This window comes from Pseudomonas sp. Irchel 3F6, assembly GCF_900187595.1.
GTDB lineage: Bacteria > Pseudomonadota > Gammaproteobacteria > Pseudomonadales > Pseudomonadaceae > Aquipseudomonas > Aquipseudomonas siliginis.
In genome coordinates this window covers 632,444-649,070 of the sequence record NZ_FYDP01000003.1, presented here as the reverse complement: position 1 = coordinate 649,070, position 16,627 = coordinate 632,444, and the positions used below count along the sequence as shown (strand labels likewise).

The 16,627-nt window shown below is 61.6% G+C and carries 1 protein-coding gene; it reads right to left on the bottom strand.

From position 1 onward, the window contains the following. Positions 1-47: 47 nt before the first annotated feature. A complete protein-coding gene (locus CKW30_RS14435) occupies positions 48-16,586 on the bottom strand; it encodes a LapA family giant adhesin (protein ID WP_095181153.1) in 16,539 nt (5,512 codons plus the stop codon). Positions 16,587-16,627: the final 41 nt, after the last annotated feature.

Here is a 16,627-nt window from a genome sequence, read left to right as displayed (position 1 = left end):
CAAACGCGACGGCCGCCTCACAGGAGGCGGCCGTTGTTGTTTCAGCCTCAGCTGTTGTTGTGATCGACCTTGATGGTCGGATCGCTGCCGGCAATCAGGTTGTGCAGGTTGGCGCTCGCCCAGTTGTTGCCTTCCAGTTTGATCGTCACGTCCGGCGTGGCCGCAGCGGCATCGCCCGAGTTGAATTTGCCCGCCGAGCTGACTTGCAGCGACGACGTGCCATCCACTGTGGTGATCTTCAGGAAGTTGTCGATCGTGCTGCCGGTCTCGCCCTGCAACAGGTCGCGCAGGTCGATGCGGTCGCCTTCGCTGGCTTTGAAATCCTTGATCACATCGCTACCGGTGTCGCCCGATTTCCAGACGAAGGTGTCGCCACCGGAACCGCCAATCAGGATGTCATTGCCCTGACCGCCGATCAGCGTGTCGTTGCCGGTGCCGCCGAGCAGGATGTCATTGCCTTTGCCGCCGTCGAGCAGGTCGTTGCCGCCCGAGCCGAACAGGATGTCATTGCCCGCGCCACCCAGCAGCGTGTCGTTGCCATCGTGCGCGCCGGACACATCGAACGCCTGATAGTGCTCGGTGATGTACTGGTGCACGTTGCTGGTGGTGACTTTGCTGACGTCGACGCCGGTTTCTTTGGCGACGAACGCCTGCATCGCCTGGTAACCCTCGCCGGCAATGCCGTTGAAGCTGACCAGATCGCCGAACAGGATGTCGTTGCCTTCGCCACCGTTGACGGTGTCGTTACCCGGCATCGTCGCTTCGGTATGGCCGATGATCGAGTTGGCCAGATCCTTCGGATCGATGTTGGTTTGCGGCGTTTTGTCCGAATCGTACGGCTTGAGGTCGTTGAGGCTGACGTCGTTGTTCAGGCCAATGGCTTCGACGCTCGACAACCCGCTCAACAAGGCAAAGCCGCTGGTCGAGTTGCTGGTCGTCGACGAGTTGGTGCTGTTGCCGGTACCCGCGAGGTTCGACAATTCATAAGTACCGTCGCCCTGCGCATGAATCGTGCCCAGGGTCTCGCTGCTCCAGCCCCACCACGAGTTGTAGGTTTGCAGCACAACGCTGCCGGCACTGTTGATGGTCAGGTAGTGCGAGTTGTCGATGTAGGTGCTGAACGTGTCGCCCTGCTTGTAGTTGCTGGTGTTCACCACGCTGTCGAGTTTCACGTTGCCATACAGCGTCGGGTTGGTCTGCTCGCCGGTCTGGTAGTAAGTCGGCTGGCCGTCGGTGATGAAGTACGTGAGGTTCTTCGCCCCGGTGTTGGCCACTGCGTCGGCGCTCTGGAACCAGTTGGCCGTGGTCTTGAACACGTCCTCATAGTTGGTACCGCCGCCGGAGCCCATCGAGTTGAGTACGGCTTTGAGCAAGGTCAGCGCATTCGGGTCGTTGAGATTCACCGACACCGATTTGTTGACCTGGGTATCGAAGTCCACCAGGAAGATGTTCACCGTGCCCGAGTTGCTGCCGCCCAGGCTTTGCTTGAGGCTGTTGAACACCGAGGTCAGGGAGTCTTTCGCGGCGTTCAGCGACGAAGTGCTCATGCTGCCCGAGCTGTCGACCATGAACGCGATGTTGTAGTTGGTGCCCGGCACCACGGTCAGGCCGCCGATGTCAGCGACGATGATGTCGTTGGCGTCGGTGCCGGTAACGTTGTCATCACCCGAGGTGGCGGTGACCGCGTTGTACACCGCAGGCACTACCGTGACCGGAATGGTCGCGGTGCTGCTCGCGGAGCCACCGACCTGTTCGGTGGACGTCGAGGTCACGGTCAGGTTGAACTGGCCGTTGTAGTAGGTCGGCGGAGTCACGGTCAGAGAGCCGAGGTTCCAGCCGGTGACGTTGGCTTCGCCATTGCTCGCGGTAACGGTGAAGGTATGCCCCGCGCCATCGCTGAGCACCGAACCGACCGGTGCACCGCTGATCTTCACGCTCAGGGTTTCCGAGCCGTCGGTGTCGGTCAGCGCGGTGCTGATTGCCGACAGCTTCACCGTGGTGCCTTCAGCGCCGGTGTTGAGCTTGTAGCCGTCGTAATAACCTTCGCCGTTGGTGCCGTGCAGATCGGAGACGGTCACGCCCGAGTTGATCAGATCCTGCACACCGGTGTAGATCGGCACGCCGGCGTTGCTCAGATCGATTGGCGTGCCGCCGTTGACCGACAGGTTGACGTCGTAGCTGCCCGGGCCGCTCTGATTGTGGTGGTAGATGTCGAGCGTGTAGTAACCGCTGGTGGTCGGGGTGAACGAGCCGTTGATCGCACCGCCCGCGCCCCAGGTACCCGACGCCACGTTCTTTCCACCGATGGTGATCAGCAGGCTGTCATCGGCCACGCCGCTGAAGCTGTAGGTCTTGCCGGCTTCCAGGTAGATCAGGCCCGAGGTCTTCGACGCCGTACCGGCGGCGACACTGCCGTCAGACTGCACGTTGGTGACGTTGCCGCTGGAGTTCGGTTTGCCGGCGGCGTCGATCACGTTTTTCAGGGTGGTCGAGTTCGCGCCGCTGCCGTCAGTGCCCAGCCCCGCGAGACCGGTCCAGACTTCCTTGATCAGGCCAGTGGATTTCACGCTGTTGTCAGCCACGGCTACGGTCGGCGCATCCGCCACTGGCGTGATGTCGATCTTCACCGTGCCGGTGCTGCCCAGCGTCTGGCCATCGGTAGGCTGGAACTTGATCTGCGCGTAGTCCGCCTGATTGTTGCCCAGGCCGGTGCCGCCATAACCGTTGGTGCCCGACTCGTTGGCATCCGGCAGGAAGCGCAGCTTGCCGGCGTCGATGTCGGCCTTGCTGAAGGTCTGGTTGTTGGCAACATCCTTCCAGGTCGAGCCGTCCAGATACTGCAGTTTGCCCTCGCCCGGCAGTTGCGTGATCTTGATACCGAGGCTGCTCGCCGGGCTGTCGACATCGCTGACGCCGAAGGTCGACCAGCCGAGTACCAGCGGCGTGTCTTCGTTGCCGGTGACATTGCTCGGCGCAGCAACCGGTGCATCGTTGACCGCCACCACGTTGACCGTGGTCGTCGCGGTGTTGGAGTAATTGCCGCCATCAGTCACCGTCACGGTGATGACGCGCGGCACGGTGCTCGGGTTTTCGCTGCTGTTGGTGAAACTGATGTTCTTGATGGCCTGCATGTAGTCGGCCAGGGTCGCGTTACCCGAGAGGGTCAGGGTCACCGTGCCGTTGGTGCTGTTGGCATTGATGGTGATGCCGTTGACGCTATTGCCCAGATTCAGCGCATCGCCGTCCTGACGGTTGGTCAGTACCACAGTGGCGCCGGTCAGCATCGTGCTGTCCGGGTCGGTGATGCTGATGTCGGTGTCAGCGATCGACACGCCGGCGCCCGGGGTGTTCTCGGTGAACGTCACTTTGTAATCGGCACCGGTCGCACCGCTGGAGTTGTTGGCATCCAGATCCAGCACCGGTGGCGCATCGTTGTCGATGATCGAGGTGCTGACGCTGCCATTGGTGCTGCTGACCGCGAGGTTCTCGAAGTTGCCGCCGGTAGCCGAATCGATCTTGACCACGAAGTTCTCGGTGCCTTCGGTGATCTTGTCATCGAGGGTGACGACGTTGAACTGCGCGCTGCTGGCGCCCGCCGGGATCTTCACGGTGTACACGCCGGTGAAGTCCGAACCGTCGGCAGCAGTGCCGCTGTAGACGATTTTCAGGGTCACTTCGGTCTGCGCCGGGTGATTGAGGCTGACGGTATAGCTGGCGGTCTGGCCTTCGGTCACCGAGCTGCTGCCAGTGATGCTGACGGTGGTGGTGTCGATGGTGTCGGTGACGCTGGTCACTGCTGGCGTGGTGCTCGATACCAGTTTTTCGAAGTTGCCACCGGTGGCGCTGCTGATGGTCGCCTGCACGGTGCCGGCGTCTTTGTAGACGTCGTCAGCTGGCGCTGGAACGTTCACGGTGCCGGTGGTTTCGCCCGCTTTGATGGTGATCACGGCACCGTTCGACAGGGTCACGGTCACTGGCGAGCCAGCGGCGTTGGTCAGGGTCGCGGTGTAAGTGATCTGGCCACCTTCTGCCACCGAGTTACTGGCGCTGAGCGACAGGTTGGTGGTGTCGACGGTGTCGGTCACGGTGGTGCTGACCGGGGTCTTGTCGGCGACGAGATTCTCGAAATTGCCGCCGCTGACGTTGGTGATCGCATTGGTGATCGGAGCGTTGCCAGTCAGCGCATCGTTCGGTGCGACGGCAGTTACGGTACCGGTGGTCTGTCCGACCGCGATAGTGATGTTCTGGCCGTTGGCCAAAGTGACCACCACTGGCGAACCGGTGACTGGCGCGCCGACGGTCGCGGTGTAGACGACGTTGCCGCCTTCTGCCGCTGTGGCGGTTGCGCTCAGTTTTACGGTGGTGGTGTCGATGGTGTCGGTGACGCTGGTCACTGCTGGCGTGGTGCTCGGTACCAGGTTTTCGAAGTTGCCACCGGTGGCGCTGCTGATGGTCGCCTGCACGGAGCCGGCGTCTTTGTAGACGTCGTCGGACGGGGCCGGAACGGTTGCGGTGCCGGTGGTTTCGCCAGCCTTGATGGTGATCACAGCGCCGTTCGACAAGGTTACGGTCACTGGTGAGCCAGCAGCATTGGTCAATGTCGCGGTGTAGGTGATCTGGCCACCTTCGGCCACGGAGCCGGTCGCACTCAGCGACAGGTTGGTGGTGTCGGTAACGTCGGTGACAGAAGTCGAAACTGGAGTTTTGTCTGCAACCAGATCTTCGAAATTGCCGCCAGTTACGCCTGTGATCGAGTTGGTGATCGGAGCGTTGCCGGTCAGCGCATCGTTCGGAGCAACAGCAGTTGCGGTACCAGTAGTCTGGCCGACACCGATGGTGATGGTCTGACCGTTGGCCAGAGTTACCACAACTGGCGAGCCGGTGACCGGAGCGCCGACTGTGGCGGTGTAGGTCACGGTGCCGCCTTCAGCCACCGAAGTGTCGGCGGTCAGTTTGACTGTCGAGGTATCGATGGTGTCGGTGACAGCCGTCACGGCCGGAGCTGTGCTCGGTACCAGATTCTCGAAGTTGCCACCGGTAGCGCTAGTGATCGTTGCCTGGACGGAACCGGCATCTTTGTAGACGTCATCGGAAGGTGCCGGAACAGTTGCGGTGCCGGTGGTTTCGCCAGCCTTGATGGTGATCACAGCACCGTTCGACAGGGTCACGGTTACTGGCGAGCCAGCGGCGTTGGTCAGTGTCGCGGTGTAAGTGATCTGGCCACCTTCAGCCACCGAATTGCTGGCGCTGAGCGACAGATTTGTCGTGTCGGTAACGTCGGTGACAGAAGTCGAGACCGGAGTTTTGTCGGCCACCAGATCTTCGAAATTGCCGCCGCTGACGTTGGTGATCGAGTTGGTGATCGGAGCATTACCAGCCAACGCATCGTTCGCAGCAACAGCGGTTGCAGTGCCAGTAGTCTGACCGACGCCGATGGTGATGGTCTGGCCGTTGGCCAGAGTCACGACGACAGGGGAGCCAGTCACTGGTGCACCGACGGTGGCGGTGTAGGTGACCGTGCCGCCTTCAGCGACCGAGGTATCGGCGGTCAGTTTGACCGTCGAAGTGTCGATGGTATCGGTGACATTCGTCACCGCTGGAACCGCGCTTGGCACCAGGTTCTCGAAGTTGCCGCCGGTCGCACCCTCGATGGTCACTTCGACTTTGCCGGCATCTTTATAGACGTCATCTTTCGGTGCGTCGACGGTCACGGTGCCGGTGGTTTTGCCTGCATCGATAGTGATGGTGGCGCCGTTCGACAGGGTCACGGTGACCGGTGTGCCGGCCGGGTTGGTCAGCGTAGCGGTGTAAACGATCGAGCCACCTTCGGCCACGGAACCGGTCGCACTCAGAGACAGGTTGGTGGTGTCGGTAACGTCGGTGACAGAAGTCGTAACTGGAGTTTTGTCTGCAACCAGATCTTCGAAATTGCCGCCAGTTACGCCAGTGATCGAATTGGTGATCGGCGCATTACCGACCAACGCATCGTTCGCAGCAACAGCGGTTGCAGTGCCAGTAGTCTGACCGACGCCAATGGTGATGGTCTGGCCGTTGGCCAATGTCACGACGACAGGAGAACCGGTAACTGGCGCACCGACGGTTGCGGTGTAAGTCACGGTGCCGCCTTCAGCCACCGAAGTATCAGCCGTTAGTTTGACGGTCGAAGTGTCGATGGTGTCAGTGACTGTCGTCACGGCCGGAGCAGTGCTTGGTACCAGGTTTTCGAAATTACCACCGGTAGCGCTAGTGATCGTCGCCTGCACAGAACCGGCGTCTTTGTAGACGTCGTCGGACGGTGCAGGAACCGTCGCAGTGCCGCTGGTTTCGCCAGCCTTGATGGTGATCACTGCGCCATTCGACAACGTCACGGTCATTGGTGAGCCAGCAGCATTGGTCAATGTCGCGGTGTAAGTGATCTGGCCACCTTCAGCCACCGAGTTGCTGGCGCTGAGCGACAGGTTGGTGGTGTCGGCAACATCCGTGACAGTGGTCGAAACCGGTGTTTTATCTGCAATCAGATCTTCGAAGTTGCCGCCGCTCACGCCAGTGATCGAGTTGGTGATCGGAGCATTACCGGCCAACGCATCGTTCGCAGCAACAGCAGTTGCAGTGCCAGTGGTCTGGCCGACGCCGATGGTGATGGTCTGGCCGTTGGCCAGAGTTACCACAACTGGCGAGCCGGTGACCGGAGCGCCGACGGTGGCGGTGTAGGTCACGGTGCCGCCTTCAGCTACCGAAGTGTCAGCGGTCAGTTTGACGGTCGAGGTGTCGATGGTGTCGGTGACTGTCGTCACGGCCGGAGCAGTGCTTGGTACCAGGTTTTCGAAGTTGCCGCCGGTGGCGCTGGTGATCGTCGCCTGGACGGAACCGGCGTCTTTGTAAACGTCATCGGACGGTGCCGCAACGGTCACATTGCCGGTGGTTTCGCCTGCTTTGATGGTGATGACAGCGCCGTTCGACAAGGTCACGGTCACTGGCGAGCCAGCAGCATTGGTCAATGTCGCGGTGTAGGTGATCTGGCCACCTTCAGCCACCGAGTTACTGGCGCTGAGCGAAAGATTGGTAGTGTCGGCAACGTCGGTGACAGAAGTCGAAACTGGAGTTTTGTCTGCAACCAGATCTTCGAAGTTGCCGCCGCTCACGCCAGTGATCGAGTTGGTGATCGGAGCGTTGCCAGTCAGCGCATCGTTCGCAGCAACAGCGGTTGCGGTGCCAGTGGTCTGGCCGACGCCGATGGTGATGGTCTGGCCGTTAGCCAATGTCACGACGACAGGCGAACCGGTTACCGGCGCGCCCACAGTGGCGGTGTAGGTGACAGTGCCGCCTTCAGCGACCGATGTATCGGCGGTCAGTTTGACGGTCGACGTGTCGATGGTGTCAGTGACTGTCGTCACGGCCGGAGCTGTGCTCGGTACCAGATTCTCGAAGTTGCCACCGGTAGCGCTAGTGATCGTTGCCTGGACGGAACCGGCGTCTTTGTAGACGTCGTCGGACGGGGCCGGAACAGTTGCGGTGCCGGTGGTTTCGCCAGCCTTGATGGTGATCACGGCGCCGTTCGACAGGGTCACGGTCACTGGCGAGCCAGCGGCGTTGGTCAGGGTCGCGGTGTACGTAATCTGACCACCTTCTGCCACGGAATTGCTGGCGCTGAGCGACAGATTTGTAGTGTCGGTAACGTCCGTGACAGAAGTCGAAACTGGAGTTTTGTCTGCAACCAGATCTTCGAAATTGCCGCCAGTTACGCCTGTGATCGAGTTGGTGATCGGGGCGTTGCCGGTCAGCGCATCGTTCTCAGCAACAGCAGTTGCAGTGCCAGTAGTCTGACCGACGCCGATGGTGATGGTCTGACCATTGGCCAGAGTCACGACCACAGGCGAGCCGGTGACCGGAGCACCCACAGTGGCGGTGTAGGTGACCGTGCCGCCTTCAGCCACCGATGTATCGGCGGTCAGTTTGACTGTCGAGGTATCGATGGTGTCGGTGACAGTCGTCACGGCCGGAGCTGTGCTCGGTACCAGATTCTCGAAGTTGCCACCGGTAGCGCTAGTGATCGTTGCCTGGACGGAACCGGCGTCTTTGTAGACGTCGTCGGACGGGGCCGGAACAGTTGCGGTGCCGGTGGTTTCGCCAGCCTTGATGGTGATCACGGCGCCGTTCGACAGGGTCACGGTCACTGGCGAGCCAGCGGCGTTGGTCAGCGTAGCGGTGTAAACGATCGAGCCACCTTCGGCCACGGAACCGGTCGCACTCAGCGACAGGTTGGTGGTGTCGGTAACGTCCGTGACAGAAGTCGAAACTGGAGTTTTGTCTGCAACCAGATCTTCGAAATTGCCGCCAGTTACGCCTGTGATCGAGTTGGTGATCGGGGCGTTGCCGGTCAGCGCATCGTTCGCAGCAACAGCAGTTGCAGTGCCAGTAGTCTGGCCAATGCCGATGGTGATGGTCTGACCGTTGGCCAGAGTCACGACCACAGGCGAGCCGGTGACCGGAGCACTCACAGTGGCGGTGTAGGTGACCGTGCCGCCTTCAGCCACCGATGTATCGGCGGTCAGTTTGACTGTCGAGGTATCGATGGTGTCGGTGACCTGGGTGATCGCAGGCGTAGTGCTCGGAACGAGGTTCTCGAAGTTACCGCCGGTAGCGCTTGTGATCGTCGCCTGGACGGAACCGGCGTCTTTGTAAACGTCATCGGACGGTGCCGGAACGGTCACATTACCGCTGGTTTCGCCAGCCTTGATGGTGATCACAGCACCGTTCGACAGGGTCACGGTCACTGGCGAGCCAGCGGCGTTGGTCAGCGTAGCGGTGTAAACGATCGAGCCACCTTCGGCCACGGAACCGGTCGCACTCAGCGACAGGTTGGTGGTGTCGGTAACGTCCGTGACAGAAGTTGAAACTGGAGTTTTGTCCGCCACCAGATCTTCGAAATTGCCGCCGGTCACGCCAGTGATCGAGTTGGTGATCGGAGCATTACCGGCCAACGCATCGTTCGCAGCAACAGCGGTTGCAGTGCCAGTAGTCTGGCCGACACCGATGGTGATGGTCTGGCCGTTGGCCAGAGTCACGACCACAGGCGAGCCGGTGACCGGAGCACCCACAGTGGCGGTGTAGGTGACCGTGCCGCCTTCAGCGACCGAGGTATCGGCGGTCAGTTTGACCGTCGAAGTGTCGATGGTATCGGTGACATTCGTCACCGCTGGAACCGCGCTTGGCACCAGGTTCTCGAAGTTGCCGCCGGTCGCACCCTCGATGGTCACTTCGACTTTGCCAGCATCTTTATAGACGTCGTCTTTCGGTGCGTCGACGGTCACGGTGCCGGTGGTTTTGCCTGCATCAATAGTGATCGTGGCGCCGTTCGACAGGGTCACGGTCACCGGTGTGCCGGCCGGGTTGGTCAGGGTTGCGGTGTAAGTGATCTGGCCGCCTTCGGCTACCGAATCGCTGGCGGTCAGGTTCAGGTTGGTGGTGTCGGTGGTGTCGGAAACCACGGTGTCTGCGGACTTGCCGTCGACCACCAGTTTTTCGTAATTGCCACCCGTGGCGCCATCAATGGTCACGCTCAGCGAGCTGCCGCCCGCCAATGGGCTGTTCGGCGCGACGTAGTTGACGCTGCCGGTGGTTTCGCCAACGGCGATGGTGATGGTCTGGCCGTTGGACAGGCTGACGGTGACCGGCGAACCGGTCACTGGCGCGCCCACGGTCGCGGTGTAGACCACGGTTTCGCCTTCAGCGACGTTCGCAGTGGCGCTCAGCGACACGGTGGTGGTGTCGATGGTGTCGTTGACCGTGGTCACCGCCGGCGCTGTGCTGGTGACGAGGTTTTCGAAGTTGCCGCCGATTGCGCTCTGGATGGTCGCTTCAACGCTGCCGGCGTCTTTGTAGACGTCATCTTTCGGTGCATCGACGGTCACGGTGCCGGTGGATTTGCCGGCCTCGATGAGGATTGTCGCACCGTTCGACAGGGTCACGGTGACCGGTGTGCCGGCGGCGTTGCTCAGGGTTGCGGTGTAGGTAATCTGGCCGCCTTCGTTCACCGCACCAGTGGCGCTGAGCGACAGGTTGGTGGTGTCGACGGTGTCGGTCACGGTGGTGCTGACCGGGGTCTGGTCGGCGACAAGATTTTCGAAATTACCGCCGCTGACGTTGGTGATCGAGTTGGTCAGCGGCGCGTGGCCGGAGAGGACGTCGTTCGGCGCGGTGGTGCTCACGCTGCCGCTGGTTTTGCCGACTTCGATAGTGATGTTCTGACCATTGGCCAGGGTGACGACCACAGGCGAGCCGGTGACCGGCGCACCGACGGTGGCGGTGTAGGTGACGGTGCCCCCTTCGGCCGCGGTTTCGGTGGCGGTCAGTTTGACCGTCGAGGTGTCGACGGTGTCGGTGACATCGGTGACCGCTGGCGTGGTGCTTGGCACCAGGTTTTCGAAGTTGCCGCCGGTGGCGTCCTTGATCGTGACTTCAACTTTGCCAGCGTCTTTATAGACGTCGTCGGCAGGTGCCGGAACGGTGACGGTGCCGGTGGATTTGCCGGCCTCGATGGTGATCACCGCGCCGTTGCTCAGATTAACGGTCACCGGGGTACCGGCCGGGTTGCTCAGGGTCGCGGTGTAGACAATCGAACCGCCCTCGGCCACGGAGCCGGTCGCGGACAGCGACAGGTTGGTGGTGTCGGCGACGTCGGTTACCGAGGTCACCGCTGGGGTTTGGTCGGCGACGAGATTTTCGTAATTGCCACCGCTGGCGCCGTCGATTTTCACACTCAGGGTGTTGCCGCCGGCCTGTGCATCGTTCGGCGCGGTGAAGTTGACGCTGGCGCTGCTGGCGCCGACCGGAATGGTGATGGTCTGGCCGTTGGACAGGGTCACCAGCACTGGCGAACCGGCGACCGGGGCGGTCACGGACGCGGTGTATACAACCACGCCGCCTTCCACCGCGCTGGCGCTGGCGGTCAGCGCAACGGTGCTGTTGTCGATGGTGTCGGTGACATCAGTTACCGCAGGCGTCTTGTCGATCACCAGATTTTCAAAGTTGCCGCCGCTGGTCTTGGTGATGCTCGCATCGACCTTGCCGGCGTCCTTGTACACATCATCGCCAGGCGCGGCGACGGTCGCAGTGCCAGTGCTCGCACCCTTGGCAATGTTGATCACCGCGCCGTTGCTCAGGGTCACGCTCATGGCGGTGCCGGCCGGATTGCTCAGGGTGGCGGTGTAGACGATCGAGCCGCCCTCGGCAACGCTGCCGGTGGCGCTCAGGCTGATGTTGGTGGTGTCGACGGCGTCGGTGACTTTGGTCACCACAGCCGAACGGTCGGCCTCAACGCGCTCGAAATTGCCGCCGCTGTGGCTGGCGATCGCCGTCCGCACGTTGCTGCCATCGATGTACGGGGTGTTGGCGGGCGCCGGGAAATTCACCGAGCCGCTGGTAGCACCGGCAGCGATGTTGATCACCGCGCCGTTGGCCAGGGTAACGGTCATCGCAGTGCCGGCCGGATTGCTCAGGGTCGCGGTATAGGTGATCTGGCCACCTTCGCTGACGGTATCGCTGGCAGTCAGGGTCAGTGCGGTTGTGTCGACGGTGTCGTTGACCGTGGTGCTGACCGGGGTCTTGCTGACGTCGAGTTTCTCGAAGTTGCCGCCGCTGGCATCGGTCATGGTTACGGTGAGCTTGCTGACGTCCTTGTAGACGTCATCGCTCGGTGCGGCAATCGTCACCGAACCGCTGGTCTTGCCGGCTTCGATGGTGATGGTCTGGCCATTGCTCAGGTTGACGGTCACCGGCGTCTGCGCGGCGTTGGTCAGCGTTGCGGTGTAAGTGATCGAAGAGCCTTCGAGCACATAGCTTTCTGCGCTGAGGGTCAGGTGCGTGGTGTTGACCGTGTCGGCAACATTGGTCACCGCAGGCGTAGTATCCGGCACCAGATTTTCGAAGTTGCCACCGGTGGCGTCCTTGATGGTCACTTCGACTTTGCCGGCGTCTTTGTAGACGTCATCGGCAGGTGCCGGAACGGTCACGGTGCCGGTGGTCTTGCCGGCTTCAATGGTGATGACCGAGCCGTTGCTCAGATTCACGGTCACAGGCGCGCCGGCCGGGTTGCTCAGCGTCGCGGTGTAGGTGATCTGCCCACCTTCGTTGACGTTGCCGGTGGCAGTCAGCGCGACGCTGGTGGTGTCGACGGTGTCGGTCACGGTGGTGCTGACCGGGGTCTTGTCGGCGACCAGATTTTCGAAGTTGCCGCCGCTGACGTTGGTGATCGAGTTGGTCAGCGGTGCGTGACCGATCTGCACGTCATTCGATACCGGGGCGGTAACGCTGCCGGTGGTCTGGCCGACGGCGATGGTGATGTTCTGGCCGTTGGCCAGGGTCACGACAACTGGCGAGCCGGTGACGGGCGCGCCGACAGTGGCGGTGTAGGTGACGGTGCCGCCTTCAGCGACCGAAGTGTCGGCGGTCAATTTGACCGTCGAGGTATCGATGGTGTCGGTGACTGTCGTCACGGCGGGAGCACTGCTCGAGACGAGGTTCTCGAAGTTGCCGCCGGTGGCACTGGTGATGGTGGCCTGCACGGAGCCGGAGTCTTTGTAGACGTCGTCGGACGGAGCCGGGAAGCTCACATTACCGCTGGTTTCGCCTGCCTTGATGGTGATGACGGCGCCGTTCGACAAGGTCACGGTCACTGGCGAGCCAGCAGCATTGGTCAAGGTTGCGGTGTAAGTGATCTGGCCGCCTTCAGCCACGGAAGCGGTCGCGCTCAGCGACAGATTGGTGGTGTCGGCCACGTCGGTGACGGTGGTCGAAACTGGAGTTTTGTCCGCCACCAGATCTTCGTAGTTGCCACCGGTTACGCCAGTGATCGAATTGGTCAGCGGAGCGTTGCCGGTCAAGGCATCGTTCGGTGCGGTGTAGGTGATGGAGCCAGTGGTCTGGCCGACGGCGATGGTGATGTTCTGACCGTTGGCCAACGTCACGACCACAGGCGAACCGGTGACTGGCGCGCCGACGGTGGCGGTGTAAGTCACGGTGCCGCCTTCGGCAACCGAGGTGTCTGCGCTCAGCTTCACCGTCGAGGTATCGACGGTGTCAGTGATTTCGGTCACAGCCGGCGTAGTGTTCGGCACCAGATTTTCGAAGTTGCCGCCGGTGGCGTCCTTGATGCTGACTTCGACCTGGCCGGCGTCTTTGTAGACGTCATCGGCCGGCGCTGGAACGCTAACGGTGCCGGTGGTTTTGCCGGCATCAATGGTGATCACCGAGCCGTTGCTCAGGGTCACGGTTACCGGGGTGCCGGCCGGATTCGTCAGCGTGGCGGTGTAGGTAATCTGGCCACCCTCGGCCACGGAACCGGTGGCGCTGAGGCTCAGGCCAGTGTCATCCACCGAATCGGTAATCGTGGTGACCGCAGGCGTGTTGCTTGGCACCAGATTTTCGAAATTGCCACCGGTTGCACCAGTGATCGTGGTGCTGACGGTGCTGCCATTGTTGTAGACGTCATTGGCCGCAGTCGGCACGTTCACGGTGCCAACGGTTTCGCCAGCCGCAATGGTGATGGTCGAACCGTTCGACAGAGTGACGGTTACCGGGGTTTGTGCCGGATTGGTCAGTGTCGCGGTGTAAGTGATCTGACCGCCTTCAACGATGTTATTGGTCGCAGTCAGGGTCAGGCCGGTGTTGTCGACGGAGTCGGTGATCGTGGTCACGGCTGGCGTCGGGTTCGGCACCAGATTTTCGAAATTGCCACCGGTCGCACTGGTGATCGTGGTGCTGACAGTGCTGCCATTGTTGTAAACGTCATTGGCCGCTGTTGGCACGTTGACGGTGCCGACGGTCTCACCAGCTGCAATGGTAATGGTCGAGCCGTTGGACAGGGTGACGGTCACCGGCGTCTGCGCTGGATTGGTCAGTGTCGCGGTATAGGTGATCTGACCGCCCTCAACAATGTTGTTGGTCGCTGTCAGGGTCAGGCCCGTGTTGTCGACCGAATCGGTGATCGTAGTGACTGCTGGCGTGGTGTTCGGCACCAGGTTTTCGAAATTGCCGCCAGTTGCGCCAGTGATCGTGGTGCTGACGGTGCTGCCATTGTTGTAGACGTCGTTGGCCGCAGTCGGCACGTTGACGGTGCCGACGGTTTCGCCGGCTGCAATGGTGATGGTCGAACCGTTCGACAGGGTGACGGTCACCGGCGTCTGCGCCGGGTTGGTCAGTGTCGCGGTGTAAGTGATTTGACCGCCTTCAACGATATTGTTGGTCGCAGTCAGGGTCAGGCCGGTGTCATCAACCGAATCAGTGATCGTGGTAACGGCTGGCGTGGTGTTTGGCACCAGGTTTTCGAAGTTGCCGCCAGTTGCGCCAGTGATCGTGGTGCTGACGGTGCTGCCATTGTTGTAGACGTCATTGGCCGCAGTCGGCACGTTGACGGTGCCGACGGTTTCGCCGGCTGCAATGGTGATGGTCGAACCGTTGGACAGAGTGACGGTTACCGGGGTTTGTGCCGGGTTGGTCAACGTCGCGGTGTAAGTGATCTGGCCGCCTTCGACGACGTTATTCGTCGCAGTCAGGGTCAGGCCGGTGTTGTCGACCGAATCGGTGATCGTCGTGACCGCAGGCGTGTTGCTTGGCACCAGGTTTTCGAAATTGCCACCGGTTGCACCAGTGATCGTGGTGCTGACGGTGCTGCCATTGTTGTAGACGTCGTTGGCCGCAGTCGGCACGTTGACGGTGCCGACGGTCTCGCCGGCAGCAATGGTGATGGTCGAGCCGTTGGACAGAGTGACAGTTACCGGGGTTTGCGCCGGGTTGGTCAGTGTCGCGGTGTAGGTGATCTGACCGCCTTCAACGATATTGTTGGTCGCAGTCAGGGTCAGCCCGGTGTTGTCGACCGAATCAGTGATCGTGGTAACGGCAGGTGTGGTGTTTGGCACCAGGTTTTCGAAGTTGCCGCCGGTAGCCCCGGTGATCGTCGTGCTGACGGTACTGCCATTGTTGTAAACGTCATTGGCCGCAGTCGGCACGTTCACGGTGCCAACGGTTTCGCCTGCCGCAATGGTGATGGTCGAACCGTTGGACAGGGTGACGGTAACCGGCGTCTGCGCCGGGTTGGTCAATGTCGCGGTGTAAGTGATCTGACCGCCTTCAACGATATTGTTGGTCGCAGTCAGCGTCAGACCGGTGTTGTCGACCGAATCGGTGATGGTGGTGACCGCAGGCGTGTTGCTTGGCACCAGGTTTTCGAAATTGCCACCGGTTGCACCAGTGATCGTGGTGCTGACGGTGCCGCCATTGTTGTAGACGTCGTTGGCCGCAGTCGGCACGTTGACGGTGCCCACGGTTTCGCCAGCCGCGATGGTGATGGTCGAACCGTTGGACAGAGTGACGGTTACCGGCGTCTGCGCTGGATTAGTCAGCGTCGCGGTGTAGGTGATCTGGCCGCCTTCGACGATGTTGTTGGTCGCGGTCAGCGTGAGGCCGGTGTTATCAACCGAGTCTGTGATGGTCGTAACGGCTGGTGTCGGGTTCGGCACCAGATTTTCGAAGTTGCCGCCGGTAGCCCCGGTGATCGTGGTCGTAACGGTGCTGCCATTGTTGTAAACGTCATTGGCTGGGGTCGGCACGTTGACGGTGCCGGTAGTCTGGCCAGCGCCAATGGTAATGGTCGAGCCATTCGACAGCGTAACGGTAACCGGAGTTTGCGCCGGGTTAGTCAGCGTCGCGGTGTAGGTAATCTGGCCGCCTTCGGTCACGCTCGAACCAGCCGTCAACGTGACGGTAGTGGTATCGACGGTGTCGGTGACCTGCGTGGTCGCCGGGATAGTTGGCGGGGTCACGGTGATGCCGTTGCCGCCGCTGGTGCCAGTGACGGTCACGTCGATCTGGGTCGGGTCGTTGTAGACCGTGTCGTTCGGCGCCAGCGGCACGTTGACGGTGCCGGTGGTGGCGCCGGCGGGAATGACGATGACTGCGCCGTTGGACAGGGTGATAGTCAGGTCGGTCAGCGGCGCCTGGGTCAGGGTCGCGGTGTACACCAGCACGCCGCCGGCTTCGGTGATGGTCGGCGTGGCGCTGAGGCTCAGGGTCGAGTCACGCAGTGCGTTGGTGGTGGTGTCGGTGGTCAGGCCGCCCGTGGTGTCCTGCGCGACTTGCCCGGCAGAATTGATGCCCGCCGTGGGGAAGCCAATGGTCGGATCGACGCGGCCAGCGGTGGCGTCGAGCATGACGAAGCTGTGACCACCACCGGCCGCACCGCCGGTACCTGCGGCGGTCGGGCCGGCCGCGGTGGACTCGAGTGCGGTGGTCGGGTCGACACCGGCGGCGATGGCTTGCTGCAGTTCTTCTACAGAAGGCGCGGCCTGCGCCGTGGCTTCGGCCAGGTCAGTGCTGGAGTCAGGCGAGCTGGCGCTCCACTGGGTGTCACGGCCCAGATCGAGCATGCGGCCATCGGCCAGTTCCAGCGACACCGCGCCGGACAGACCGGTATCGATCTGGTCGCCGACATACAGGCGATCGCCTTCAACGAGTACGCGACGCACGCCCTCTGGGGACACCACGAAAACCTGACCGACAATGCTTTTGACGACGGCAACAACACTGCTCATTGAAGACTCTCCGGGGTGTCACATTCAGTTGACTTCCATGG